The organism is Thioclava kandeliae, assembly GCF_040297545.1.
Lineage (GTDB): Bacteria > Pseudomonadota > Alphaproteobacteria > Rhodobacterales > Rhodobacteraceae > Thioclava > Thioclava kandeliae.
In genome coordinates, this window is sequence record NZ_JAYWLC010000007.1 from 181,463 (window position 1) to 204,733 (window position 23,271).

Consider the following 23,271-nt stretch of genomic DNA (forward strand, 5'->3'; position numbering starts at 1 on the left):
TGCCCCAGCATCTAGATTTCCCGAAAGGTTCTGGGTGTTACATTTGTGTCGCGCCCATGCGTTGCACGCCAAGACGGCTCGGTTGCCGGCTTCGTGGCCCCTTCCAGAATCGACAGTGGCTTGCGCACCCGTGCTCCAAGACCCGGCCGGCGCGGCTGTGTCACCTGTTTCGACACTTCCAGCATGACAACCCCCGCCGCCAGCAGCCCCGAAATCTTCTGCCCGACCCCTTCCCACATCTGCGCCGAGCGCAACCAGAACCGCCGGTGCGAGGGTGGAATATAGAGCGCTGCGGTATGACGTTCGGGGACGAACCCGTTGCGGCGCGCCAGAGCATCAAGTTGCGACAGCGTATAGGGTTTCCCAAAACCGAACGGCGTTGTCTCGCGCGGTGCCCAGAGCCCCGCGCGGTTCGGCACGATCAGAAGCGCCCGTCCTCCCGGTCCCAGCACACGCCAGCATTCCTCAAGCAATTCGCCCGCGTTATCGGATTGCTCGATGGCATGCATCACTACCAGCCGGTCCACCAATCCCGTCTCGAGCGGCCATTGCACCTCTTCGGTCAGCACCGAGACATTCGGCTCGCCCGCAGGCCATGGCATCACGCCTTGCGGTGCAGGCATGAGCGAGATCACCCGGCGGGAATTGGCCAGATAGGGTCGCAACAGGGGCGCCGCAAACCCGAAACCCGCGACCGTCCGCCCTGTGGCCCCCGCCCCTTCCGCAGGCCAGAGAGACAGCACACGGTCCCGTAGCGCGCGTTGTGCGACGCGCCCCAACTGTGTGCGGTAATAGAAATTTCGCAAATCAAGCACATCTACATGCATTGCAGCTCGGGTCCCATTCGGCTTAGCCTGCCCTAAACATAGTGAAGGTTCTCGAAAACACCATGACCATCGAACTTACCGTCGTTCCCTGCCTGAGCGACAATTACGCCTATATCGCCAAGGACACCGCAACCGGAGCCGTAACTCTGATCGATGCGCCGGAAGCGGGACCGATCATGGAAGCGCTCAAGGCGCAGGATCTCAAACTCGACGGCATCCTGCTGACCCACCATCATGACGACCATATCGCGGGCGTGGCCGAGATCCGTGCCCGCACCGGCGCCAAGGTTATCGGTGCGGCGGCCGATCGCCATCGTCTGCCGCCGCTGGATGTGGTGGTCGAGCCCGGCAACCAGATCCGGATCGGGTCGGACGACGTGCAGGTGATCGATGTATCGGGCCATACGGTCGGCCATGTGGCTTTCTACTTTCCGCAATCGGGGATGGTCTTTACCGGTGACAGCCTGATGGCATGGGGCTGTGGACGCCTGTTCGAGGGCTCGCCAGCCCAGATGCTCGAAAGCCTGCGCCGGATCGCGGCGCTGCCCGAGGGGGTCATCGTCTGCTCGGGCCATGAATATACCGAGTCCAACGGCCGGTTCGCGCTCAATCTCGAACCCGCCAATCCGGCGCTGAAATCGCGGATGCGCGATACGATGGCGCGGCGCGGACGGGGTGAACCGACAGTGCCCTCGACCTTGGCACTGGAAAAGGCAACGAACCCGTTCCTGCGGGCGGACGACCCCGACCTTTGTGCCGCTCTGGGTCTGCCCTCGACCGCCTCGGCACTCGATGTGTTCACCAAAGCGCGTCAGGCGAAAGATCAGTTCTGAGATCTTTCGGCCGCATCCGGTGCGGGATCGGCATCATCCCCCCGCGCCGCTTGCGCCTTGGCACGGCGCAGACGGATCGCATCGGCAATAAAGAACCGCGCCAGCGTCCCGTAAAGCGGCTCGGGCGAGACAAAACGGGCCGTGCCGTAGCCGATCATCGAGGCGGCCATGACCGGCACGATATTGCTGTGGCTACCCGTCATCTCGATGATAATGACAAAGGCGGTCATCGGTGATTGCACCACACCCGCAAAATATCCGGCCATCCCGAGGATCGACGACAGGCCGATATTGGTGCCCATAATCAATGCGATAGAGGACCCAAGGCCAGCTCCTACAGCCAATGATGGCGCAAAGAGCCCGCCCGGAATGCCCGAAACAGTGGCCGCGACCGTGACGATCAGTTTGCCGAAGAAGAAGGTGACCGGCAACGCCTCGCCCTCGATGGCGCTGCGCGCCTCGCCATACCCGGTGCCAAAGGTCGCCCCCGCAAAGGCGAAACCGATGATGGCCGTGATGATACCGCAGGCGAGCGCTTGCCAGAGGGAGCGGCGGAACCCGTTACCATTGGCTTTCCAGCGCCGGATCCGGCGTGTGAGATTGATTACCAGCCGCGAGAAAAGCGCCCCAAAAAGCCCTCCCGTGACCCCGCAGACGACCACGAGCCCCAGATCGCGCGGCAGTTCGCCGATGGAGTCCGAGATGCCGAAATAGGTATAGTTGCCGAGGAGGCTGAGCGAGGCGACGCCCGCGATGATCACCGCCGAGAGCACGATCCCGTTCGTGCGCGACTGGTAGCTGCGGCTCATTTCCTCGATGGCGAATACGATCCCCGCCAGCGGAGTGTTGAACGCTGCGGCAATTCCAGCGGCGGAGCCTGCGAGGATCAGCCCCCGCGAATGCGCCATCCCGCCGATGCTCGCCGATTGCAGCATGATCGCCGAGCCGATCTGCACGGTCGGCCCTTCGCGCCCGATTGAGCCTCCCGAGAACAGCCCCAGCACCGTCAGGAAAATCTTCCCGAAGACAATTTTGAGCGACAACAGTGCCGTGCGCTCTCCCGGCTCGGTCAGCGATTGCGCGGCAATGGCCTGAGGAATACCAGAACCCGAGGTTCCTGGGAACAGGGTGAGCGACAGATAGGCGCAAAGCAGAAACCCCAGAGGCGTGATGATCAGGGGCAGCCAACTGCGCCCCGAGCCCACCGTGATATGGCGGAACAATTCCTGCGCATAGTCGGCGGCAGTGGCGAAACCGACCGAAATCACCCCGATCGCAATCGCACCGAGCCAGAAGATGAGGCGCGATTTCCACAGTCTGCGCGATGACACCATCGCACGGGACCGACGCAGCATAGCGTTTCGGGAAATTTTATATCTGCGCATATCCAAACCTTCGGGCTGACATGCCTCCCTAGTGCCCCGAGGTCATATGTTTCAACCCTCTTGTCATGAAAAATGCGGGCGAATTGTCGCAATCATGCTTATTATTGGCAAGGTGCCCTGCCCCATCGTCGGACATCGTCCGAGGCCAGCGCTGAACGCGGTGAATCAGCCCTCTCCCGCACCGCCTATTTTTTAATCAAAAATTGTCGAAATTTTACGTCGAATCTTTTACAGCCTGTTGATTTCATGGACGCGATACCCCATTTTGGCAGCCCAGCTTCGGTAAAGGCCGTTTTGGTTACCTTCTGTTCACTTTTCCAGCAGAGCCTGAAACTTATCCGGAATTTGCATCAAGGGTCTTGAAGAGCGCGAATTTCCACCGAAGTTTAATAGTATGAGGCCAGGTTGGTGAGAGAGTCGTTCTGACGCGCTCGCCAACATAGGAAAGGAGCACCACATGCCTTCGTTCTCGACTACTTTAGAACAAGCAATCCATGGTGCGCTGGCACTGGCCAACGCGCGCCGGCACGAACTGGCGACGCTTGAGCACCTGCTGCTGGCGCTGATCGACGAACCTGACGCGAACCGTGTCATGCGAGCCTGCTCGGTCGATCTGGACGAACTTCGTCAAACCCTAACCGACTTCATCGATGATGACCTGTCGACCCTGATCACAGAGGTCGAAGGCTCCGAAGCGGTGCCCACTGCTGCTTTCCAGCGCGTGATCCAGCGCGCGGCCATCCATGTCCAATCCTCCGGCCGCTCCGAGGTGACCGGCGCCAATGTGCTTGTCGCGATCTTCGCCGAGCGCGAGTCGAATGCGGCCTTCTTCCTGCAGGAGCAGGAGATGACCCGTTATGACGCGGTGAATTTCATCGCACACGGCGTGGCCAAAGATCCTGAATTCGGCGAGAACCGTTCGGTGACAGGTGCCGAGGAGGAAGAAACCCCCAAAGCCGATACCACCGCGCATCAGTCCGAGCGTGAAGGTAAGGAGTCGGCTCTGGCGAAATACTGCGTCGATCTGAACAAGAAATCCAAGAAGGGTGACATCGATCCGCTGATCGGTCGTCATGAGGAGGTCGAACGCTGCGTGCAAGTGCTCTGCCGCCGTCGCAAGAACAACCCGCTCCTCGTGGGTGATCCCGGCGTGGGCAAAACCGCGATCGCGGAAGGTCTTGCGCTGAAAATTACGCGCGGCGAGACACCCGATATCCTGAAGGGCTCGACGATCTACTCGCTCGATATGGGCGCCCTTCTGGCGGGCACCCGCTACCGCGGTGATTTCGAAGAGCGTTTGAAGGCGGTCGTGAAGGAACTCGAAGAACATCCCGATGCGATCCTCTTCATCGACGAGATCCATACGGTCATTGGCGCGGGTGCGACTTCCGGCGGTGCAATGGATGCCTCCAACCTGCTGAAACCGGCGCTGGCCGGCGGCAAGCTGCGCTGTATGGGCTCCACCACCTATAAGGAGTTCCGCCAGCACTTCGAGAAAGACCGCGCCCTGTCGCGCCGGTTCCAGAAAATCGATGTAAATGAGCCCTCGACCGCCGATGCCGTCAAGATTCTCATGGGGTTAAAACCCTATTTCGAGGAGCACCACGACATCCGCTTCACCAACGAGGCCATCAAGACTGCAGTGGAATTGTCGGCCCGTTACATCCATGACCGCAAACTGCCCGACAAGGCGATTGACGTGATCGACGAGGCCGGGGCTGCGCAACACCTGCTGCCCGATAGCAAGCGCCGCAAAACGATCTCTCCCAAAGAGATCGAGAGCGTCGTGGCCAAAATCGCGCGCATTCCCCCGAAAAGCGTATCGAAAGACGACGCCGAGGTTCTACGCGATCTGGAGAAAACGCTCAAACGTGTGGTCTTCGGTCAGGACAAGGCAATCGAGGTTCTTTCGGCTTCGATCAAGCTGGCGCGGGCCGGATTGCGCGAGCCCGAGAAGCCGATCGGTAACTACCTCTTTGCCGGTCCGACCGGTGTAGGTAAGACCGAGGTTGCCAAACAGCTTGCCAGCTCGCTCGGCGTCGAGATGCTGCGTTTCGACATGTCGGAATATATGGAGAAACACGCAGTCTCGCGTCTGATCGGCGCACCTCCGGGCTATGTCGGCTTCGATCAGGGTGGCCTTCTGACCGATGGCGTCGACCAGCATCCGCATTGCGTCTTGCTGCTGGACGAGATCGAGAAAGCGCACCCGGATGTCTATAACATCCTGCTGCAGGTGATGGATAACGGGAAGCTGACCGATCATAACGGTCGTCAGGTCGATTTCCGCAATGTTATCCTGATCATGACCTCGAACGCAGGTGCATCGGATATGGCGAAAGCCGCCATCGGCTTCGGTCGGGATCGGCGCGAGGGCGAAGATACCGCCGCCATCGAGCGGACCTTCACGCCGGAATTCCGCAACCGTCTGGATGCCGTGGTCAGCTTCGCGCCTCTGCCGCGCGAGACGATCATTCAGGTGGTCGACAAGTTCGTGCTGCAACTCGAGGCCCAGCTGATCGACCGCAACGTCCATATCGAGTTGACGCCGGAAGCCGCCAACTGGCTGGCCGAGAAAGGCTATGACGAGCGTATGGGCGCCCGCCCGCTGGGTCGCGTGATCCAAGAGCACATCAAGAAACCGCTGGCGGAAGAGCTGCTCTTCGGCAAGCTGACCAAAGGTGGTCTTGCGAAGGTCTCGGTGAAGGACGACGAGATTGTCATTGAAGCCGAAGAGCCCGGCAAGCCGCGCATCTCCGGTTCCAAGCCGCCGCTTCTAACGGCCGAGTGAGCCGCGCCCTCGCGTATCTTTTCGTTTCGGCCCCGCGCTGCGGGGCCGAAACTGTTTTGAGGGCTACCCTGATGGGTGCGAACGAACCGCCCGGTACGTAAGCCCTTCCCTATTCCAATTCGAGATCCGTCCTCCAGCTGCCTTGATTGACCCATCCGCAAACAGCCGATGACTGCCAGACCAAAGTCAGTTTCAACGATCCATAGGCTCTACGCCCATGGAACTATCGGCGATCTGCCTCCCTGATCTGCGGGTTTAAGGAAGGGCCGCCCCATTTCCCGGACCGTTTTTCGGCGGCGCTGAGGTTGCCTATAGGTCATGCTGCAGCCTTCAAATCGAGACCTTGATGGCCTCTTGGTGTTCTAGGATATCATCCACTTTCCTGTGCCGGTCTCAAACGCGTTCAGATAGACGCATTCGTAGTTCAACGACCGCAAAAGCCGCGCGATCATCACGTTATCCATCCATCTGCCTCGCCCGTCCGCCGATATCTTCAAAGTTGCGTCTGCGAGGATCTCCGTGAAGCGTGGGCTTGTGAACTGCCTGCCATAGTCCGTGTTGAATATCTCGGGCTCTCCATGCCGTGGCGGTTTCCTCCAAGGCCTCGATGCAGAACTCCACATCCATGGCATTCGGCAGACGCCACGACAGAACCCGGCGCGTCGCCCGATCCATAATGGCGACCAGGTAACGGAACCCGCGCTGCATCACGATGTAGGCGATGTCGGCCTGCCAGACGTGATCGGGCCGCGTGTCTGGTAAATCCATATAAAATACATACACTTACGGATCTCCAGAGATGGCCGCGAGGTCCTGGGCCTTTGATAAACAGCCCGCAGATCCATCCTGGCCATGAGCCTTCGGACTCGCTTGCGCCCAACGCAATATCCTTCACCACGCAGATGCCGCCCCATCTGGCGGCTACCATAAAACGACCTCTCCATGAACTGCGCGTCGACAAGCTTCATCAAGGCTAAGTTCAACGGCGGCCCGGATCTGCTCGGGCTGTAAAACGCCGAGCGGCTGAGCCCGTGCAAGGCGCATTGTCGCAGGATCGACAGCTCGGGATGATGGGGAGCGATCATGTCCCGCCACAGCTATACCCTCGCCGTCGCCAGCGGCGCTCGAACCGGTGGCGCCACAACGGCTCGCCTCGCGCTCAAAAATCCCGCTCTACCACGAGCTGGCCGATCTTCGCATGCAGCTTCTCGATCTCGCCCTCGCTCGCTGCGGCCTTTCCCGAGAAGATCCCCGATATGCGCTTGGCGCTTCCATGCGTTGATTACCGTCTGATGCACGCCGTACTTGGCCACCAGTTCGGCGATCATCGCTTCCCCGCGGATCGCCCCGCCTGCCACTTTCGCCTTGAACGTCAGCCCCATAGTTCTTCCGTTATCCAGCCATGCAGTTCGTCCTCGTTGACGGTAAGCTCGAGCCAGACTGTCCGAGCTTCGCGGGCCACCTCAACGACTTCCCCCTGCGCTAAGCTATTACCCGTCTAACTGGCGGGTTCTGCTCGCGATGATCCTATAGAGACGCATCGGCGCCACAGGCCGGATCAGGCAGGCAGGCTCATCGCCCCCTTAGCGCTCGGTCAGTTTCAGCTCGATCCGGCGGTTCGCAGCGCGGGCCTCGGCACTATCGCCCTCTGCCACCGGACGGTATTGGCCAAAACCGGTCGCTGCAAGCCGCTCGGGCGGGAATTTCAGATCGTCGATCATGTAGCGCACCACCGAGAGCGCGCGGGCCTGACTGAGCTCCCAGTTGTCGCGGAACTGTCCGTTGCCCGAGAGCGGCACGTCATCGGTATGGCCATCCACACGGATAATCCAGTCGAGCTGAGGTGGGATTTCGGACGCAAGCTCGTCAAGAAGCGCGGTGACCTGCTTGATCTGCGCCTTGCCGGCATCCGACAGCGTGGCCGAGCCTTGCGGGAACAACACCTCGGAGGAGAAGACGAAGCGGTCGCCGACGACCTTCACGCCTTCGCGCCCTTGCAGAATCTTCGACAGACGCCCGAAGAATTCCGAGCGATAACTTGCCAGATCTTGTGCCTCAGCTTCGGCCTTCTTGCGGGCCGCCTCTTCCAGCGCGGCACGCCGTTTCTGCTCTGCGGCAAGCTGGGCCAGCGCGGAGTTCAGTTGGGTTCCCAGAGATTCGATCTGGCTTCTGGATGTGGCAGACCGGCTCTGGCTGTCATCGAGCACTGCTTGCAACTGGCCGAGCTGCCCGCGAAGCGCAGCGATCTGCTGGTTCAATAACTCGACCTTGCGGGCGGCCTCTGTCGAAATCGACTTCTGATCTGCCAGAGCCTTATCCGCCACAGCCTTTAGCGCTGCCTGACGCTCGGCTTCGGTCAGCTGTTGGTCGAGCCTGCCCTGTAGATCCTCCCGCGCGGCCTGTGCCGCCGCCAGCTTGGTCAGCGTGTCCTCGGCCTGTTTGCGGGCCTCTTCCAAAGCCAGCGTCATGGCAGAGATCTCGTCGCCCGAGGATTGCAGCTTGGCGCGCAGATCATCGATCGTCGCCTGCGAGACACGGAGCTTCTCGTCAGATGCGTCGGCCTGCGCCTGCTGGGCGGCCAGAAGCTGGGCGACCTGCGCCTCGAAGGCAGTAATTTTCTCCCCTGCGGCATCCAGATCGGATTGCCGGTCCTTCAGCTGCCCCGTCAGATTGGCGATCAGGGTCGCCTGACGCTGGGCCGCCGTCTCGGCATCGGTCAGGCGGGTTTCGAGCGATCCAACTTTCTGGCGCGAGAGCGAGAGCGCCTGAGCCAGACCATCGACCGTATCATTGAGCGAGGCCAGCTCGTTTTCCTGAGTGTCGACCTGCTGGCGCAGCACCGATTGCACCACCATGAAAATCGAGAGCACAAAGATCACGACCAGAAGAAGCGCGGTCATCGCATCTACGAAACCGGGCCAGATATTGGTAGAAAAGCGTTGCCGCCCGCGCCGCGCCAGAGCCATCTCAGCTCTCCCGCGGGCGGGCGAGAATCGCGCGCGTCATCGCGGCGAAATCATGGCGCAGCTCGGCCATACTCTCCTGACGGCCCGCCGACATCTCCTCGAGAATCCGTGCCATCTGCCCATCCATCGAGCGCAGACGCATCCGCATCTCGGCGTCATTTTCAGCAGAGAGATCAGAGGCATAATAGGCAGCCATCGTCTCGAGCGCCATCACCAGCCGGTCCTGACCATCGGCCATGCGCTGCAGGCTCTCGGCCTGTGCGGCGCGCGCGGCGATCTCCGTATCAAGGCGCTCGGAGAGCCCCTCCATCACATGCGCGAGCTGGCCCAGACGCACATCCACCTGACGGCGCGAGCCCTCGCTCGAGGCAAAGAGCCCGTTGAGCTGGTTCATCTGCTCGGCCATATGATCGAGAACCTCGATCACGGCCGATTCCTCGCCGTCGCCTCCGGCAAAGCTGAGGCGGCTGATCGAGCTGATCCATTCCTCCAGCTCGCGGTAGAACCGGTTCTGGCCATGGGTCACGAACAGCTCCAGAAGTCCAACAATCAGCGAGCCCGCAAGCCCAAGGAGCGAGGACGAGAACGCCGTGCCCATCCCCCCCAGCTGCCCCTCGAGACCGGTCATCAGATTGTCGAAGACACTCAGCCCCGACTGACCGTCCTGCGGAGCCAGCGCGCGGATCGTATCGACCACGGCGGGCACCGTCGTGGCCAGCCCGTAAAACGTCCCCAAGAGCCCGAGAAAAATCAGAAGCCCCGTAACATAGCGGGTGATATCGCGGCCCTCATCGATCCGCTCGGCCACCGATTCGAGGATCGAGCGGCCCGCAGAGGTCGAAATATCGGCACGCTGGCGTGCTCCCAAAAGAGCCGCCAGCGGCGCCAGCATTACCGGCGCACGCACATTGGGACGCCCTGGACGGTCAGCGGCAAAGCTCTCGAGCCAGCTGACCGCCTTGATCAGCTGCACCACCTGCCAGAAACAGGCCAGAACCCCGAGCACGAAGGTGATCAGGATCACCCCGTTCAGCCACGGGTTCGACAGGAAGATCGGGAAGATCCGCGCATAGGCGAAGACGGCCCCTGCGGCCACCAGCCCCAGAACCACCAGCATCATGAAGATCTGCCGGACCGGTTGGGAGAATTGCGCTTCGAGTTTCAGCTTGGACATGGGGAGGGGCCCGATTTACCTGTTAACTTGGCGTTGACCCTAGCCGCCCGCGCGCATTTGTCCAAGGGCTATCAGGAGATCAGGCGCATCCCGTCAGATGGCGCACTCTTGCGGCCAACCAGTCGAGATCGGGATCGGCGATGCCGAGTGTGCCCAGATGCTGCGCCGTATTGTAGAGGTAGTCGCAATTCGGGCCCATTCGGCCACAGGATCGGGCAATGATCCGCGCCTGTTCCTCGAGCGTATGGTGGCAATATTGGGGATTGGCGGGGTCCACCACATAGGTCACCGCCTCGACCACCCGCCCGTCGGCGAGCGCCACCGGCAGGATCCGCTCCTCATAGGCGCTCGAGACCAGCTCCCGATCACGCAGATAGGCCAGCACGTCCGCTTCCTCGCCGGCTTTCGCGCGCAACGCCACACCGGCACAGACGGCGTTTTCCTGTGCATCAAGCGCCAGCACCAGCCCCGGATTTTCCTCGGTGCCGCGATAATGGATGGAGGTCATGCAAAACGAACGGTGCCAGCCCTTGAGCCGACCAAGGGACTGTTCCGCCACCTCGAATCCCGGTTTCCAGATGAGCGAGCCATATCCGAAGACCCATAACGTTTTGTTCATGCCTCTGGTCCTTTCGTCTTTGGCCGAATAGAGAAAATACGACGAGCTGTGAAGAGGTGTATAATGCGCAAACTGGTAGGTCTCATCATCATTCTGTGCGTGGTCTTCGGTGCCTACTGGATGCTGGTATCGCGCGAGATCGAAACACGGGCCAAAGCGCTGATTGCCACGGCCGAGGCGGCCGGATGGGGCTCTGCGCAGGCGGTGGCCGTAGGTGGTTTCCCGACCCGTTTCACCGCGAATTTCGAATCGCCCGAGCTGACACAGCCTGATGGTGGCTTCTCCTGGTCGGCCGAATACGCGCAGCTGAACGCCGGTGTGTTCCGCCCGACCGATATCACCATGAACCTGCCCGAAGAGGTGGATCTGGGCTATGCGGGTCACGATTTCACCCTGTCAAACCTGTCAAACCGGCTGGATGTATCTCTGGGTCTGGCCAAGACCCTGCCGCTGAATTCTGCAAAACTGGTGTTGGACCAGCCCGAGATCAGCGGCGAGAAGATCGATTTCGGAGCCAACCAGATTGTCGTATCGCTCCAGAAGGCCGAGGACAGCGCTGCAGCCATCACCGATCCGAACGAGGCCGACAGCACGCTCACCCCTGCCCATGCCTATAAGATCGGCATGGATATGGACGCCGTGCAGATCCCGCTGGATGTGCTGTCCGACCTGCTTCCGCAGGCCAAAGCCGCTGGCTCCTTCCTGGCCGACCAGATCGACCAGATCCATCTGGATGGCGCGGTGGGCACCGCGACACCGCTCGACAATAGCAGCCTCGAGCGCGCCCCTGCCCTGCAGACCGTCAAGATCAATGATTTCACGCTGGACTGGGATTCGAAACTGGTCACTGCCAAAGGTGCGCTGACCATCACCGAGACCGGTCAGCCCGAGGGCGAGATCACGCTGGGCACGCCCGACTGGCAGGCCTGGCTGGGCGTGGCGGTGGATGCGGGGCTGATCCCGCGCAACCGCGTGGATATGGTGAAACTCCTCGTGTCACAGATGGCGGGAAAATCGGGAGAGCTGGAGCTGCCGCTGACAATCCGCGCAGGACAGATGAAGCTCGGGCCCATTCCGCTGGGCGAGGCACCGGTGATCCAGATCCCCGACTCCGCGGAAGGTTAAAAAAGGGCCCCTCGGGGCCCTTTTCCATTACATCGTTTCGGATGGCTTCGGCTGGCGCCCGAAATCGGGCGCATCGGTATCCTGCCCCGCATCGATGATGCCGCGGCGGATTGCGCGGGTGCGGGTGAAATACTCGTGCAGCATCTCGCCATCACCAGTGCGGATCGCGCGTTGGAGCACGAACAACTCCTCGGCGAAGCGGCCCAGGATATCCAGCGTCGCCTCTTTGTTGGTCAGGAAGACGTCGCGCCACATTGTCGGATCGGAGGCCGCAATCCGTGTGAAATCGCGAAAGCCCGAGGCCGAATACTTGATGATTTCCTGATGGCTGACACGGCGCACATGGTCAGCCACACCCACCATCGTATAGGCGATCAGGTGCGGGCAATGCGAGGTCACCGCCAGTGTTATATCGTGATGCGGTGCATCCATTGTATCAACGCTCGCCCCGAACCCCTCGAGATAGGCGCGCAGCAAGGCCAGCGCCTGAGGCTCGGTCTCCTCGGATGGCGTCAGCAGCCACCAGCGGTTGACGAAGAGCGTGGCAAAGCCCGAACGCGGCCCCGATTGCTCGGTGCCGGCCAGCGGATGCCCCGGGATGAAATGCACACCCTCGGGGATATGCGGACCCACGGCCTCCACCACGGCCTGTTTGACAGACCCGGTATCGGTGACGATCGCGCCCGACTTCAGATGCGGGGCGATCTCGGCGGCAACCGCGCCCATCGCGCCCACCGGCACGCAAAGCATGACCAGATCGGCATCGCGCACCACCTCGGCCAGACTGTCACAAACCGTATCCACGAGCCCGATCTCGCGGGCCGTCTCGCGCACCTCCGCGTCGCGGTCAAAGCCCGCGACGGAACCGGCAAGCTTTTTCCAGCGGGTCGCATGCGCCACGGAAGAGGCAATGAGCCCCATCCCGATCAGCGCGACTTTCGGAAAGATCATGAGAGATCACCTGCCATGAACTGTGCCTTGAACTGGCCGATCAGATGGGCCACCCGGCGGCAGGACGGCTCGTCGCCCACGGTGATACGCAGGCAATGCGGCAGGTTGTAGCTGGCGACACGGCGCACGATAATGCCCTCGGATTTCAGATACTCGTCGCAGGCCTCGGCCTCGGCGGGCGAGGTGAAACGGGCGAGGATGAAATTCGCGGTCGAGGTATCCGACGGCACGCCCTTCTCGGCCAGCGCCTCGGCCAGCCATGCGCGCAGACGGGTATTGTCATTGCGGCAGCGTTCAAGCCAGTCCTGATCGCGCACGGCGGCCTCGGCGGTTTCCAGCTGCGCGGTGGACATGTTGAACGGCCCGCGCACGCGATTGAGCACGTCGATAATGGTTTTCGAGCCATAGCCCCAGCCCACACGCAACCCGCCAAGACCATAGATCTTGGAGAAGGTGCGGGTCATGATGACATTGTCCAGACGGGTCGCGATATCGGCGCCGCCATCATAGCCTTCCACATATTCGGAATAGGCGGAATCGATCACCAGAATGGCCTGCTCCGGCAGGCCACGGGCCAGACGTTCCAGCTCGGCAGGCGCGATCATCGTGCCCGTCGGGTTGTTGGGATTGGCAATAAAGACAAGCTTGGTGTTTTCGTTGCAGGCCGCGAGGATCGCATCCACATCGGTCGTGCGGTCACGTTCCTTCACCTCTACCGGCGTGCCACCGGCAGCCATGGTCGAAATGCGGTACATCAGGAAACCGTGCTCGGTGAACACCACCTCGGAGCCTGCGCCGACATAGGCCTGACAGAGCATGTGGATAATCTCGTCCGAGCCCACGCCAATGATGATCTTCTGCGGATCGAGCTTATAGACATCCCCGATGGCCTGACGCAGCCCCGCATGGTCGGTGGATGGATATCGATGCATCGAATGGGCACAACGCGCAAAGGCTTCTTTGGCTTTATCGGACGGCCCGAACGGGTTCTCGTTCGAGCTGAGCTTCACCGCATCCGTGCGGCCAGCCACTTTGGACGCCCCGCCCTCGTAGAGCGCGATATCCATAATTCCGGGTTGCGGTTGAATTTGGTCATTCATGATGCATCTACCCTCATCTTGCGCCGTCTCTTTATCTGCGGTCCAAGTGATTTTCCAGCAATCTTTGACCAGTGTTCCGAATTGGCCGGATTGCGTGGGAGATGCCCCACATATTTATGAAAAACTAACTCAAGTTTTAAAATTACACCCCGCTTATCGCTCCGCCGTTGACAGATTTACGCCTCATTTAGAATTCACAACTTACGCGTTATCAGGCGAAAGGAGCTCCAACAGAAAATGTCTCATGCACTGATATATACGGCCCCCCCACTGGCCTTTGCGACGACGTTCCTCTGCGCATTGGGCCTACCATCCTTGGCAAGGGCCGACAGCCTGCAGGATGTCTTCATGTCCTTACCCAAGGACAAACGGATCGCGGTCAAGAAGACCCTGAGCCGTTACCAGCTCTTTGTCGGCCGGATCGACGAGCGCTGGACCCCCGGAACCGAGCGCGCCTTGCGCCGCGGTGCCGAGGAAATCGCGTATCGCTCGAGTTCCTACAGCCGTCCGCGGCTGAATAACGAAGCGAATACAGCCATCTATATCGAAAAGCTCCAGAACGGGGACTTCGGCGATTATTTCCAGAAGGAAGCCCATGCACAGCTCTGGTCATTCCTCAGCATGTTCAACGACGGCTGAAGCCAGCCGTCGCCACAGCGGCGAAACAGACCCTTTGAAAACGTGAAAAGCCGCAGTGATCCACTGCGGCTTTTCGTATTTCGATCGTAATCGGCAAAGACGAAGGGGGGCCCGAAGGCCCACGCCCTTAGTTCTTTGCGTAGAATTCGACGACGAGGTTCGGTTCCATGACAACCGGATACGGAACGTCCGACAGACCCGGGGTACGGGTGAAGGTCGCGGTCAGTTTCGAACCGTCGACTTCCAGATAGTCGGGGATGTCACGCTCCGCCGAAGCTTGCGCTTCCATCACGAGAGCCATTTGCTTGGACTTCTCGCGAACTTCAATCACGTCACCCTCTTTCACGCGGTAGGAGGGGATGTTCACGCGCTTGCCGTTGACCAGAACGTGGCCGTGGTTGACGAACTGACGGGCCGCGAAGACGGTCGGCACGAATTTCGAGCGGTAGACAACCGCGTCCAGACGGCGCTCGAGCAGACCCACCAGGTTCTCACCGGTATCGCCTTTAACACGCTCTGCTTCGCCGTAGATGCGACGGAATTGCTTTTCGGTCAGATCGCCGTAGTAGCCTTTCAGCTTCTGCTTGGCGCGCAGCTGGATACCGAAGTCCGACAGTTTTGCCTTGCGGCGCTGACCGTGCTGACCCGGACCGTATTCACGACGGTTGACCGGGGACTTGGCGCGGCCCCAGATGTTCTCGCCCATGCGGCGGTCGATTTTGTACTTGGCAGACGTGCGTTTGGTCACGGCTGATCTCCTTCTCTAAGTTCCGAAGGGCGTTGTCCTCCTCCGGCCTTGCGACCGGCGACAGGTTTTCTCTTGCGAGATCCACCAACACCAATGAAAAACCGGCAGCCTGCGCCACCGATCCGCGCGCTTATACAGCCACCTTCCCCACTGTCAACGCCAAACACGGGCGCCTCCGGGGATTCAGGCGAGAAAAGCCCGCCGCGCTCAGAACCGGATATCCAGCCGCAGATCGCCCACGACCTGCCCTTCGGGCTGGCCAACATATTCCTCCGAGAGCCATGTCGCCCCGTAGCTCAACCGCATATTGTCCCAGCTATGGCTGACAAAGGCACGCAGCCGGTAACGTGTGTCCTCCGCCTCGACGCCGCCTTCAGGGAAGAGATTGCTATGGCCGACATGGGTCACGTCCGCGCCCAGCCCGAAGGTCGTTCCGCCGGTGTATTTATCTCCCAACCCCATATAGAGCCGGCCCAACGTATCGTCGCGCAGCCACAGCATCGGCTGCGGCGCATTGATCAGCAGATCGACGCCGGCCGTCAACAGATCCTCGTCGCCGCTCTTGCCAGACACGAACGGCACCAGCCGCGTTTGCGGCCCCAGCTCCACCGGATAGCGCAACTCTGCCGCGACCATCGGCCAGATCTCGTCACCCAGCTGGTTATCCTGCGCCGCGCTCGGATCGGGCTGGTCCAGCAGATCATGCAGCTCTTTCTGGACTTTGCCGGGCAATGTGTCCGGACCGATCCCCACCAGACTGAAACCGACCATGCCCTGCCAGCCACCTTGCTCGAAATAGCTGCGCGCGCTCAGTTCGGAGCGGCTGACATAGCGCCGGTCCTGCGCGGCGGGGCGGGTCAGAGATTGCGGGGCGATCACCGCCCCGCTCAGGCGGAACTCCCACAAGGCAAAGGGCTGCGCGGGAAGTGTGGCCTCCGGCGCGCGCCCCGCCAGAACCGATACACTGATCCCCCCGCTCTGCCAGCGGTCATGACCATCCCCGATCAGGTCGTTATACTGGAAGCGCGACCAGCCGAGATACTGGAAGCCCGAAGCGTTCTCGGAGCAGGCGGGTGCCGCAAGCCCCGCATATGCCGCCAGAAGGCCGGCAATCAGTCTGAAGGATGCGCACATCGGATGTCCCTATCTATCCCTGCACCGACACTGCCACAGCGGGGCAAACGTGCAAGATATTCCCTCTGCGCCGCCACCGCGCCCGAGGCCTGCGTTGCAGCAAGATCACGCTGAACGCCGCGTCAGTGACTCATAAGTCACGCCAGCCCTGCAAAGCCCTTGCTCCGGCCTGTACTTGGTGCTTGATGGACGAGGTTCCGACAGCCTGAAGCGAATCCACCACCGGCCCAAACCGCGTGATGCCGGGTACCTTCAGACGCGTAACGGACATCCGCCCTACCGCTGCCACGGAGGGCATTGGGGGTGCCATCCTTTGCTGCTCGCGGGGATGGCACCCTTTCTCACGAAATTTTATGTCCCGTTTCCCCCACATAACGAGACATTGCGAAAGCGCATGGCGGTTTTGCCTGTTCTTCCGATCGCGCTTGCGCTAAAGCTGCGCCCCGAAAGCGGGGCTCGTGTCCGTGATCCCCGCAAGCCATTGCCCAAAGAAAGGGAGCAGCCAATGCCCTATTATCGTTCCCGCAGATCGACCCATGGCCGCAATATGGCGGGGGCGCGCGGATTGTGGCGCGCAACCGGCATGAAGGACGGCGATTTCGGCAAGCCGATCATTGCGGTCGTCAACTCCTTCACGCAATTCGTCCCCGGCCACGTCCACCTGAAGGATCTGGGCCAGATGGTTGCCCGCGAGATCGAGAACGCGGGCGGCGTTGCCAAGGAATTCAATACCATAGCGGTCGATGACGGGATCGCCATGGGCCATGACGGCATGCTCTATTCGCTCCCCTCGCGCGAGATCATCGCGGATTCGGTCGAATATATGGTCAATGCGCATTGCGCCGATGCGATGGTCTGCATCTCCAACTGCGACAAGATCACCCCCGGTATGCTGATGGCCGCGATGCGCCTCAATATTCCGGTCATCTTCGTTTCGGGTGGCCCGATGGAAGCGGGCAAGGTCACCATCAACGATCTCGAGAAGGCCGTAGACCTCGTCGATGCGATGGTCGTGGCCGCCGATGACAAATATACCGATGAGGAAGTGGCCGAGTTCGAGGCCAATGCCTGCCCCACCTGTGGCTCCTGCTCGGGCATGTTCACCGCCAACTCGATGAACTGCCTCGCCGAGGCGCTCGGTCTCGCGCTTCCGGGCAACGGCTCGGTTCTGGCCACCCATGCCGACCGCAAGGAGCTGTTCCTCGAAGCGGGCCGCAAGATCGTCGAGATCACCAAGGCGCATTACGAGGACGAGAAGCCGGGCCTCCTGCCCCGCGACATCGCCAATTTCAACGCTTTCGAGAACGCCATGTCGCTCGATATCGCGATGGGCGGTTCGACCAATACCGTGCTGCACCTCCTCGCCATCGCACATGAGGGCAAGGTCGATTTCACGATGGACGATATCGACCGTCTCTCGCGCAAGGTGCCGGTCCTGTGCAAGGTCGCGCCCGCCAAGGCCGATGTCCATATGGAAGATGTCCACCGCGCCGGTGGCATCATGGGCATCCTTGGCGAGATGAACCGCGCAGGGCTGATCCATGCCGATTGCCGCACCGTGCACTCGGAGACGATGTCCGAGGCACTGGCCAAATGGGATATCGTCACCTCGAATTCGGACAAGGTCGACAGCTTCTATCGCGCGGCCCCGGGCGGCGTGCGCACCACCGAAGCCTTCTCCACCGAGAACCGCTATAAGGAACTCGATCGTGACCGCGTGAATGGCGTGATCCGCTCGGGCGAACATGCCTTCTCGAAGGATGGCGGTCTGGCCGTGCTGTTCGGGAATATCGCCCTAAACGGCTGTATCGTGAAAACCGCGGGCGTGGACGACTCGATCCTCAAATTCTCGGGCCCTGCCCGCGTCTTCGAGAGCCAGGACGATTCCGTCTCGGCCATTCTCACCGGCAAGGTGAAAGAAGGCGAGGTGGTGGTGATCCGCTTCGAGGGCCCGCGCGGCGGTCCGGGCATGCAGGAAATGCTCTACCCGACCTCCTATCTCAAATCCAAAGGTCTTGGCGCGAAATGCGCGCTGCTGACCGATGGGCGCTTCTCGGGCGGCACCTCGGGCCTCTCCATCGGCCACGTCTCGCCGGAGGCAGAAGAAGGCGGTACGATCGCCCTTGTGCAAGATGGCGATCTGATCGAGATCGACATCCCGAACCGCACGATCAACCTTGCTGTGGCCGATAACGAGCTGGCCGCGCGCCGCGAGGCAATGGGTCCGCTGCCGTGGAAACCGGCCGCCCCGCGCAAACGCGCCGTGTCGACCGCGCTCAAAGCCTACGCGATGCTGGCCTCTTCGGCAGCCAAAGGCGGCGTGCGTATCCTCCCCGAGGACCAGTAACCAAGGGGCACCAACAGGAGGACCGGCCGCAAGGCCTGTCCGACATATCGCGCAAAACCCGTCCCGCAAGGGGCGGGTTTTTCCATTTGCTAAACGGCGCGCCGGAAGAGGACATGCGCCACGACCTGGGTCAGCAGCGCCATCACCCCGCCGATCAGAGTGCCAATCACCCGCACCTCGGCATTCTCGACCAAGGCCGCATTGCCCATCGTGACCATCAGGACGATTGTGGCCGATAGAAGTGCGACAAAGACCGGAAAGCCCAAGGGTAGAAACAGGATCGCCGCGGTGCCCGTCAGCACGAACAGGACCGGCAGCACCCAATGGCCCGGCAGGACCATCACCACTATCGTCGCCGCCAGACAGCCCAGCACCGTGGTCACACATCGCGTGACAAGGCTCGCGCGGGTGGCCTTCAGGTCGGGGCGCAGGACAAAAAGTGTGCTCATCGGAGCCCAATAGGGCCGCGACAGCCCCATCATCAACGCCAGCCCCAAGGCCAGCGCCACGGCCACCCCCGATTGTGCCGCCTGCCACCCCATTGTCAGGATCGGCGCCCCTTCGTGATCAACTCCCATCACATTATCCCAGCGGCGGAAGCCCGACCAGGACCGCAGCCCCCGGATCACGCAATGCTCGAAACCCAGCACAAGGACATGGGTCGCCACAACCAGCACAACCAATTGCCACGGAGCCTCCGCCTGATCAAAAAATAGCGCCGAAAGGCCGAAAAACAGCCAGCTCTGGATCGAGAGCCACCACAGTGCCTTATCGAGCCGCGACAACGCCCCGACCAGACAGGCCCCCAAGATCATCGCGGGCCAGACAAGGCTGACGCCGCCGAGCGTCAGCGTTCCAAGCAGGACACCCGCAGCGATGGCGAAGCCCTTCCCCAGAACATCCAGCACCGCCAGCAACCAACGCCGTCCGGCGACCTGCCGCCCCAACCCGGTCGAGGCCGAGAAGGTTACCCCCAGCACAGCGATCTGTTCGGGACGCGACAGATCTCCTGCCTGCGAGAGCCATGTCGCGACAGAAAGCGCGATAAAGGCAGGCACAGCCTGCACCCAGTTCAATGTCTCCAGCTTTTCCACCACGCGCCCCCATATCCGGTCATAGCTAGATGCCGCGGGCGAGGCTGCAAGTCAAAGGGCCTCCCCCTGAAGGAAGGCCTGTCTCAGCTTCTTTCGGGAAACGCCTTATTCGGCAGGCGCATGCGCCTCCTGATCCGAAGCCTCGGGCGCGGTCTTGGGCTCTGGCAGGACCAGCGACAGGATGATCGCGCTCAGGCCCGACAGGGTGATCGGCGTCGCGACGACCTGCTTGAGAAGAGTCGGCAGATGCTGGGTCGCCTCGGGCACCAGCGTCACACCGAGGCCGAGACCGAAGCTGACCGCCATGATATAGACGCGGCGCTGGTCCATCGGTTGGGTCGAGAGGATGCGGATACCGGCCACCGCGATCGTGCCGAACAGCACAAGCGTCGCGCCGCCCAGAACCGGCTTCGGAATCAGCATGAAGATCGCACCGAGGATCGGGAAGAAGCCCATGATCACCAGAATACCCGCGACATAAAGGCCGACATGACGCGAGGCCACACCGGTCATCTGGATCACGCCGTTATTCTGGCTGAAGGTCGTGTTGGGGAAAGTGTTGAAGATCGCCGCGATCCCCGAATTCACCCCATCGCCCAGCACACCACCTTTGATACGTTTGAGATAGAGCGGCCCCGAGACCGGCTGGCCTGACACAACGGAGCTGGCGGTAAGGTCCCCCGAGGTCTCGATGGCGGTCACCAGATAGAGGAAGGCCATCGGAATGAAGAGCCCGAAGTCGAAATTCAGACCATAACGGAACGGGATCGGCAGCGCGAAGATCTGCGCATTGGCAAGCGGCGCGAAATTTACCATGCCAAGCGCCATGGCCACCAGAGTGCCCACGATCAGCCCCACCATGATCGCCCCGATCCGCAGCATGGGCTTGCCCATGAAGGTGCAGATCAGGATCACCACGGTCACGATCGCGCCCAGCAACAGGTTGACCGGCTGGCCAAGATTCTCGCCCGCCATCGCGCCACCGGCAAAGTCGGTAAAGCCCACCTTCACGAGGCTTAGCCCGATAATGGTGATGACGATACCCGTCACGGTCGGGTTGATGATGCGCTTGAGCTTGTCCATGAATTGCGAGAGCACGATTTCCACGAGGCAGCCCACAAGCGACAGGCCGAAGATCATCGCAAGGATATCTTCGGGCGAGCCACCCCGCCCTTTCACAGCCATACCGGCGGCTAGAATCGCGCCGAGGAAGGCAAAGGAAGTGCCCTGCAGGCTGAGGAGCCCCGAACCCACCGGCCCGATCCTGCGACACTGGATAAAGGTTGCCACACCGGAGACGAAGATCGCCATCGAAATCAGGTAAGGCACCTGCTCACCTAAGCCTAGCACCCCGCCGATCACTAGAGTGGGCGTCACGATCCCGACGATGGCGGCGAGGATATGCTGGAAGCCCGCAAGTGCGGCCTTTGCCGGCGGCGGGCGATCCTCCAGCCTGTAGATCAGAGAGATGGGATCAGCCATGTCGCGCTCCTCCTCGGTGGCTATTGCCCCCTGATTGGGCGCGTTTGCCATGGGGATGGAAAGATGGGAGCTTGCAACTGAAAGACGTATTTCCCCAACCGCCGCACTTCTGCCAAAAAAAAGAGCGCGCCGGCTTGGCGCGCCCAAATAGGGATCAGAGTGGAAATCAGGCGATACGCCGCTCGAGCGCCATACCGGTGAACATCGCAATCACAAAGACCAGCCCGCCCGGCCCGGCATAGCTGAGTGACGCAATCGCGGGACCCGGGCAGAACCCGCCCAACCCCCAGCCCACCCCGAACATCAGCGCCCCCAGGATCAACTTACGATCGATCCGGTGCGAGGGAGCCGCGGGATAGGGCTCTCCGAGCGGCGAGCGCTCGCGCTTGGCCGCAATACGCCACGCCACCACCATCGGTAGCACTGCTCCGCCGAGCACGAAGATCAGCGTCGGGTCCCACTCGCCGAAAATATCAAGAAATCCCTGGACCTTCTGGGTATCGGTCATTCCCGAGAGCATCAGCCCAAGGCCGAAGACCACGCCAGACAGAAGCGAGATTAGAATACGCATCAGATCACCCCCAGTACATGGCGCGCAATTGCTACGGCAACCATGCCGAAGCCGACATAAACCATCGTCGCGATAATCGAGCGCCGCGAAAAACGTGACATCCCGCATACCCCGTGACCGGAGGTGCAGCCATTACCGAGGCGCGCGCCAAACCCGACCAGAAGCCCCGCAACAATCAATAAGAGCCAGTTCGGGGTGACATGGGCCTCGGGTGCGTGCCACAGGAGGGCCACCAGCGCAGGTGCGCCAACAAGCCCAAGCGTAAATACCACGCGCTCACGGAATACCGCCCCAGCCGGTTGCATAAGTCCGGCCAGAATACCGCTCGCCCCCATGATACGGGCATTGAGGAGAAGCATGAGAACCGCAGCCCCCCCGATCATGAGGCCACCCAAAAGTCCCCAGAACCAGTCAATCGACATTTCCGCAGCCCTCTCCTGACGTTGACATCTTCCATAATACAAATTCAATTTATAATATATGATAAATCCGCGCGGGCGCAATAACGCGCTCACCATTTTCCCGCTCAGCCAGCTGAAAACTGGACGGTTTGGGCAGGAATTCTCAGACCTTTCATCACGATGGCGGGCTCGTGGCATCATCGTGTGATCTTGCCCCCTGAAGCGTGAGGTGCTCCCCATTTCCCGGACAGTTTTTGGGCGGCGCGAAGCTTGCCTGCTGATCGTGCTGCCGCTTTCAGATCGAGGCCTTGATGGGCCGCGAAGGTTGTTTTGCCACCTCAGCCGAATGGGGGCGCTTGGTGTTGTAGAAGGTCATCCACTTTCCGATGCCGAGCCGGGCTGCCGTGCCTGTCTCAAACGCGTTCAGATAAACGCATTCGTATTTCAGCGACCGCCAGAGCCGTTCGATCATCACTTTATCCATCCACCGGCCTCGTACGTCCATCGATATCTTCACGGTGGCGTCCGAGAGGATCTTCGTGAAGCGCGGGCTTGTGAACTGACTGCCTTGGTCGGCGTTGAATATCTCAGGTTTTCCATGCAGTTGCATGGCCTCTTCCAAAGCCTCGATGCAGAATTCCACGTCTATGGTATTTGACACACACCAGGATAGAACCCGCCGCGTCGCCCAATCCATGATGGCCACCAAATAGAGGAACCCGCGTTGCATCGGGATGTAAGTCATGTCTGCACACCAGACGTGATCGGGCCGCGTAATGGATAGATCTCGTAGTAATTACGGATACTTGCGGTGCTCCGGATGCTGGTCTTGCCCCACTGAAGTGGTCCACCTTTTGGGATAATTTATCCCGTATGATGGAGGACGACTTCGATGGCAGGCAAACGCGAAAAGCCGGAAGATATTGTCATGAAGCTGCGTCAGGTTGAGGTTTTGCAGGGCCAAGGCGCGAAACTGGCAGATGCGGTGCGCCAGATTGGCGGTGAGGCATGTGCCCGCCACTGATGGTGTGGATGGCCCCACCAAACGGCATCGCGATGTGCCAGGGTGGGTATGTTTCCAGCC

At 61.0% G+C, this 23,271-nt stretch carries 19 protein-coding genes and 2 pseudogenes; 6 read left to right on the forward strand and 15 right to left on the reverse strand.

Annotated elements, in window-relative coordinates; translation table 11 throughout:
• Positions 1 to 11: 11 nt before the first annotated feature.
• Complete coding sequence (locus VSX56_RS11075; protein ID WP_339113225.1) at positions 12 to 827, reverse strand: methyltransferase domain-containing protein; 816 nt, start codon at positions 825 to 827, stop codon at positions 12 to 14.
• Positions 828 to 889: 62 nt separating this feature from the next.
• Between VSX56_RS11075 and gloB the strand changes: the two genes are divergently transcribed.
• On the forward strand, positions 890 to 1,660 hold the full coding sequence (gene gloB / locus VSX56_RS11080; RefSeq protein ID WP_339113226.1) for a hydroxyacylglutathione hydrolase: 771 nt from the start codon (positions 890 to 892) through the stop codon (positions 1,658 to 1,660).
• Here gloB and VSX56_RS11085 read toward each other — a convergent pair.
• The gene (locus VSX56_RS11085) at positions 1,651 to 3,015 is read right to left on the reverse strand and encodes a chloride channel protein (RefSeq protein WP_339113227.1); all 1,365 of its coding nucleotides are present in this window, start codon (positions 3,013 to 3,015) and stop codon (positions 1,651 to 1,653) included. The two genes, gloB and VSX56_RS11085, sit on opposite strands and share 10 nt — an antisense overlap.
• Before the next feature lie 487 nt (positions 3,016 to 3,502).
• On the opposite strand from VSX56_RS11085, the gene clpA reads away from it, so the two are divergent.
• The gene (gene clpA / locus VSX56_RS11090; RefSeq protein ID WP_339113228.1) at positions 3,503 to 5,836 is read left to right on the forward strand and encodes an ATP-dependent Clp protease ATP-binding subunit ClpA; all 2,334 of its coding nucleotides are present in this window, start codon (positions 3,503 to 3,505) and stop codon (positions 5,834 to 5,836) included.
• Between the two features lie 383 nt (positions 5,837 to 6,219).
• On the opposite strand, the pseudogene VSX56_RS11095 reads toward clpA, so the two are convergent.
• From VSX56_RS11095 to VSX56_RS11110, 4 genes and pseudogenes are all read right to left on the reverse strand, one after another.
• Positions 6,220 to 7,218 (reverse strand): annotated as a pseudogene (locus VSX56_RS11095) (IS3 family transposase); the annotation flags it as partial.
• 201 nt (positions 7,219 to 7,419) lie between these two features.
• Positions 7,420 to 8,802, reverse strand: a complete 1,383-nt coding sequence (locus VSX56_RS11100; RefSeq protein ID WP_350937081.1) for a peptidoglycan -binding protein — start codon at positions 8,800 to 8,802, stop codon at positions 7,420 to 7,422.
• 1 nt (position 8,803) lies between these two features.
• Entirely contained in the window at positions 8,804 to 9,976 is a 1,173-nt protein-coding gene (locus VSX56_RS11105; protein WP_339113230.1) for a biopolymer transporter ExbB, read from the reverse strand.
• Between the two features lie 79 nt (positions 9,977 to 10,055).
• Positions 10,056 to 10,595 carry a gamma-glutamylcyclotransferase gene (locus tag VSX56_RS11110; protein ID WP_339113231.1) on the reverse strand — a complete coding sequence of 180 codons (540 nt, stop codon included), beginning with the start codon at positions 10,593 to 10,595 and terminating at the stop codon, positions 10,056 to 10,058.
• Positions 10,596 to 10,658: 63 nt separating this feature from the next.
• Here VSX56_RS11110 and VSX56_RS11115 point away from each other — a divergent pair, with 63 nt between their 5' ends.
• Positions 10,659 to 11,720, forward strand: coding sequence for a DUF2125 domain-containing protein (locus tag VSX56_RS11115; protein ID WP_339113232.1), 1,062 nt, complete (start codon positions 10,659 to 10,661; stop codon positions 11,718 to 11,720).
• A gap of 27 nt (positions 11,721 to 11,747) precedes the next feature.
• Here the strand turns inward: VSX56_RS11115 and VSX56_RS11120 are convergent, their stop codons facing one another.
• Together VSX56_RS11120 and hisC are read right to left on the reverse strand one after the other, a co-directional pair.
• Positions 11,748 to 12,671 carry a prephenate/arogenate dehydrogenase family protein gene (locus tag VSX56_RS11120; protein WP_350937085.1) on the reverse strand — a complete coding sequence of 308 codons (924 nt, stop codon included), beginning with the start codon at positions 12,669 to 12,671 and terminating at the stop codon, positions 11,748 to 11,750.
• Positions 12,668 to 13,771 (reverse strand): histidinol-phosphate transaminase, encoded by a 1,104-nt coding sequence (gene hisC, locus VSX56_RS11125; protein WP_350937087.1) that lies wholly within the window; start codon positions 13,769 to 13,771, stop codon positions 12,668 to 12,670. The genes VSX56_RS11120 and hisC overlap by 4 nt, the downstream gene beginning before the upstream one ends.
• Positions 13,772 to 14,119: 348 nt before the next feature.
• Between hisC and VSX56_RS11130 the strand changes: the two genes are divergently transcribed.
• Entirely contained in the window at positions 14,120 to 14,410 is a 291-nt protein-coding gene (locus VSX56_RS11130) for a hypothetical protein (protein WP_339113235.1), read from the forward strand.
• A gap of 127 nt (positions 14,411 to 14,537) precedes the next feature.
• Here the strand turns inward: VSX56_RS11130 and rpsD are convergent, their stop codons facing one another.
• On the reverse strand, positions 14,538 to 15,158 hold the full coding sequence (gene rpsD / locus VSX56_RS11135; protein WP_350937090.1) for a 30S ribosomal protein S4: 621 nt from the start codon (positions 15,156 to 15,158) through the stop codon (positions 14,538 to 14,540).
• Between the two features lie 207 nt (positions 15,159 to 15,365).
• Positions 15,366 to 16,292 (reverse strand): lipid A-modifier LpxR family protein, encoded by a 927-nt coding sequence (locus VSX56_RS11140; RefSeq protein ID WP_350937092.1) that lies wholly within the window; start codon positions 16,290 to 16,292, stop codon positions 15,366 to 15,368.
• 505 nt (positions 16,293 to 16,797) lie between these two features.
• On the opposite strand from VSX56_RS11140, the gene ilvD reads away from it, so the two are divergent.
• Positions 16,798 to 18,639: a dihydroxy-acid dehydratase gene (ilvD, locus tag VSX56_RS11145; RefSeq protein WP_350937095.1), complete on the forward strand. Its 1,842-nt coding sequence runs from the start codon at positions 16,798 to 16,800 to the stop codon at positions 18,637 to 18,639.
• Between the two features lie 89 nt (positions 18,640 to 18,728).
• On the opposite strand, the gene VSX56_RS11150 is transcribed toward ilvD, so the two are convergent.
• From VSX56_RS11150 to VSX56_RS11170, 5 genes and pseudogenes are all read right to left on the reverse strand, one after another.
• Positions 18,729 to 19,733, reverse strand: coding sequence for an FUSC family protein (locus tag VSX56_RS11150; protein WP_350937097.1), 1,005 nt, complete (start codon positions 19,731 to 19,733; stop codon positions 18,729 to 18,731).
• Positions 19,734 to 19,838: 105 nt separating this feature from the next.
• A complete protein-coding gene (locus VSX56_RS11155; protein WP_339113240.1) occupies positions 19,839 to 21,215 on the reverse strand; it encodes a uracil-xanthine permease family protein in 1,377 nt (458 codons plus the stop codon).
• A gap of 166 nt (positions 21,216 to 21,381) precedes the next feature.
• On the reverse strand, positions 21,382 to 21,786 hold the full coding sequence (locus VSX56_RS11160; protein ID WP_350937100.1) for a DUF6691 family protein: 405 nt from the start codon (positions 21,784 to 21,786) through the stop codon (positions 21,382 to 21,384).
• Positions 21,786 to 22,208: a YeeE/YedE family protein gene (locus VSX56_RS11165; protein ID WP_339113242.1), complete on the reverse strand. Its 423-nt coding sequence runs from the start codon at positions 22,206 to 22,208 to the stop codon at positions 21,786 to 21,788. The genes VSX56_RS11160 and VSX56_RS11165 overlap by 1 nt, the downstream gene beginning before the upstream one ends.
• Positions 22,209 to 22,482: 274 nt before the next feature.
• Positions 22,483 to 23,010: pseudogene (locus VSX56_RS11170) on the reverse strand (IS3 family transposase); the annotation flags it as partial.
• A 69-nt stretch (positions 23,011 to 23,079) separates the two neighbouring features.
• On the opposite strand from VSX56_RS11170, the gene VSX56_RS11175 reads away from it, so the two are divergent.
• On the forward strand, positions 23,080 to 23,211 hold the full coding sequence (locus VSX56_RS11175; RefSeq protein ID WP_350937113.1) for a hypothetical protein: 132 nt from the start codon (positions 23,080 to 23,082) through the stop codon (positions 23,209 to 23,211).
• The last annotated feature ends 60 nt before the right edge of the window (positions 23,212 to 23,271 follow it).

Coding starts and splice junctions, on each gene's coding strand:
- VSX56_RS11075 (WP_339113225.1), bottom strand. CDS start 827: ATGCATGTAGATGTGCTTGATTTGCGAAATTTCTATTACCGCACACAG.
- gloB (WP_339113226.1), top strand. CDS start 890: ATGACCATCGAACTTACCGTCGTTCCCTGCCTGAGCGACAATTACGCC.
- VSX56_RS11085 (WP_339113227.1), bottom strand. CDS start 3,015: ATGCTGCGTCGGTCCCGTGCGATGGTGTCATCGCGCAGACTGTGGAAA.
- clpA (WP_339113228.1), top strand. CDS start 3,503: ATGCCTTCGTTCTCGACTACTTTAGAACAAGCAATCCATGGTGCGCTG.
- VSX56_RS11100 (WP_350937081.1), bottom strand. CDS start 8,802: ATGGCTCTGGCGCGGCGCGGGCGGCAACGCTTTTCTACCAATATCTGG.
- VSX56_RS11105 (WP_339113230.1), bottom strand. CDS start 9,976: ATGTCCAAGCTGAAACTCGAAGCGCAATTCTCCCAACCGGTCCGGCAG.
- VSX56_RS11110 (WP_339113231.1), bottom strand. CDS start 10,595: ATGAACAAAACGTTATGGGTCTTCGGATATGGCTCGCTCATCTGGAAA.
- VSX56_RS11115 (WP_339113232.1), top strand. CDS start 10,659: ATGCGCAAACTGGTAGGTCTCATCATCATTCTGTGCGTGGTCTTCGGT.
- VSX56_RS11120 (WP_350937085.1), bottom strand. CDS start 12,671: ATGATCTTTCCGAAAGTCGCGCTGATCGGGATGGGGCTCATTGCCTCT.
- hisC (WP_350937087.1), bottom strand. CDS start 13,771: ATGAATGACCAAATTCAACCGCAACCCGGAATTATGGATATCGCGCTC.
- VSX56_RS11130 (WP_339113235.1), top strand. CDS start 14,120: ATGTCCTTACCCAAGGACAAACGGATCGCGGTCAAGAAGACCCTGAGC.
- VSX56_RS11140 (WP_350937092.1), bottom strand. CDS start 16,292: ATGTGCGCATCCTTCAGACTGATTGCCGGCCTTCTGGCGGCATATGCG.
- ilvD (WP_350937095.1), top strand. CDS start 16,798: ATGCCCTATTATCGTTCCCGCAGATCGACCCATGGCCGCAATATGGCG.
- VSX56_RS11155 (WP_339113240.1), bottom strand. CDS start 21,215: ATGGCTGATCCCATCTCTCTGATCTACAGGCTGGAGGATCGCCCGCCG.
- VSX56_RS11160 (WP_350937100.1), bottom strand. CDS start 21,786: ATGCGTATTCTAATCTCGCTTCTGTCTGGCGTGGTCTTCGGCCTTGGG.
- VSX56_RS11165 (WP_339113242.1), bottom strand. CDS start 22,208: ATGTCGATTGACTGGTTCTGGGGACTTTTGGGTGGCCTCATGATCGGG.
- VSX56_RS11175 (WP_350937113.1), top strand. CDS start 23,080: ATGGCAGGCAAACGCGAAAAGCCGGAAGATATTGTCATGAAGCTGCGT.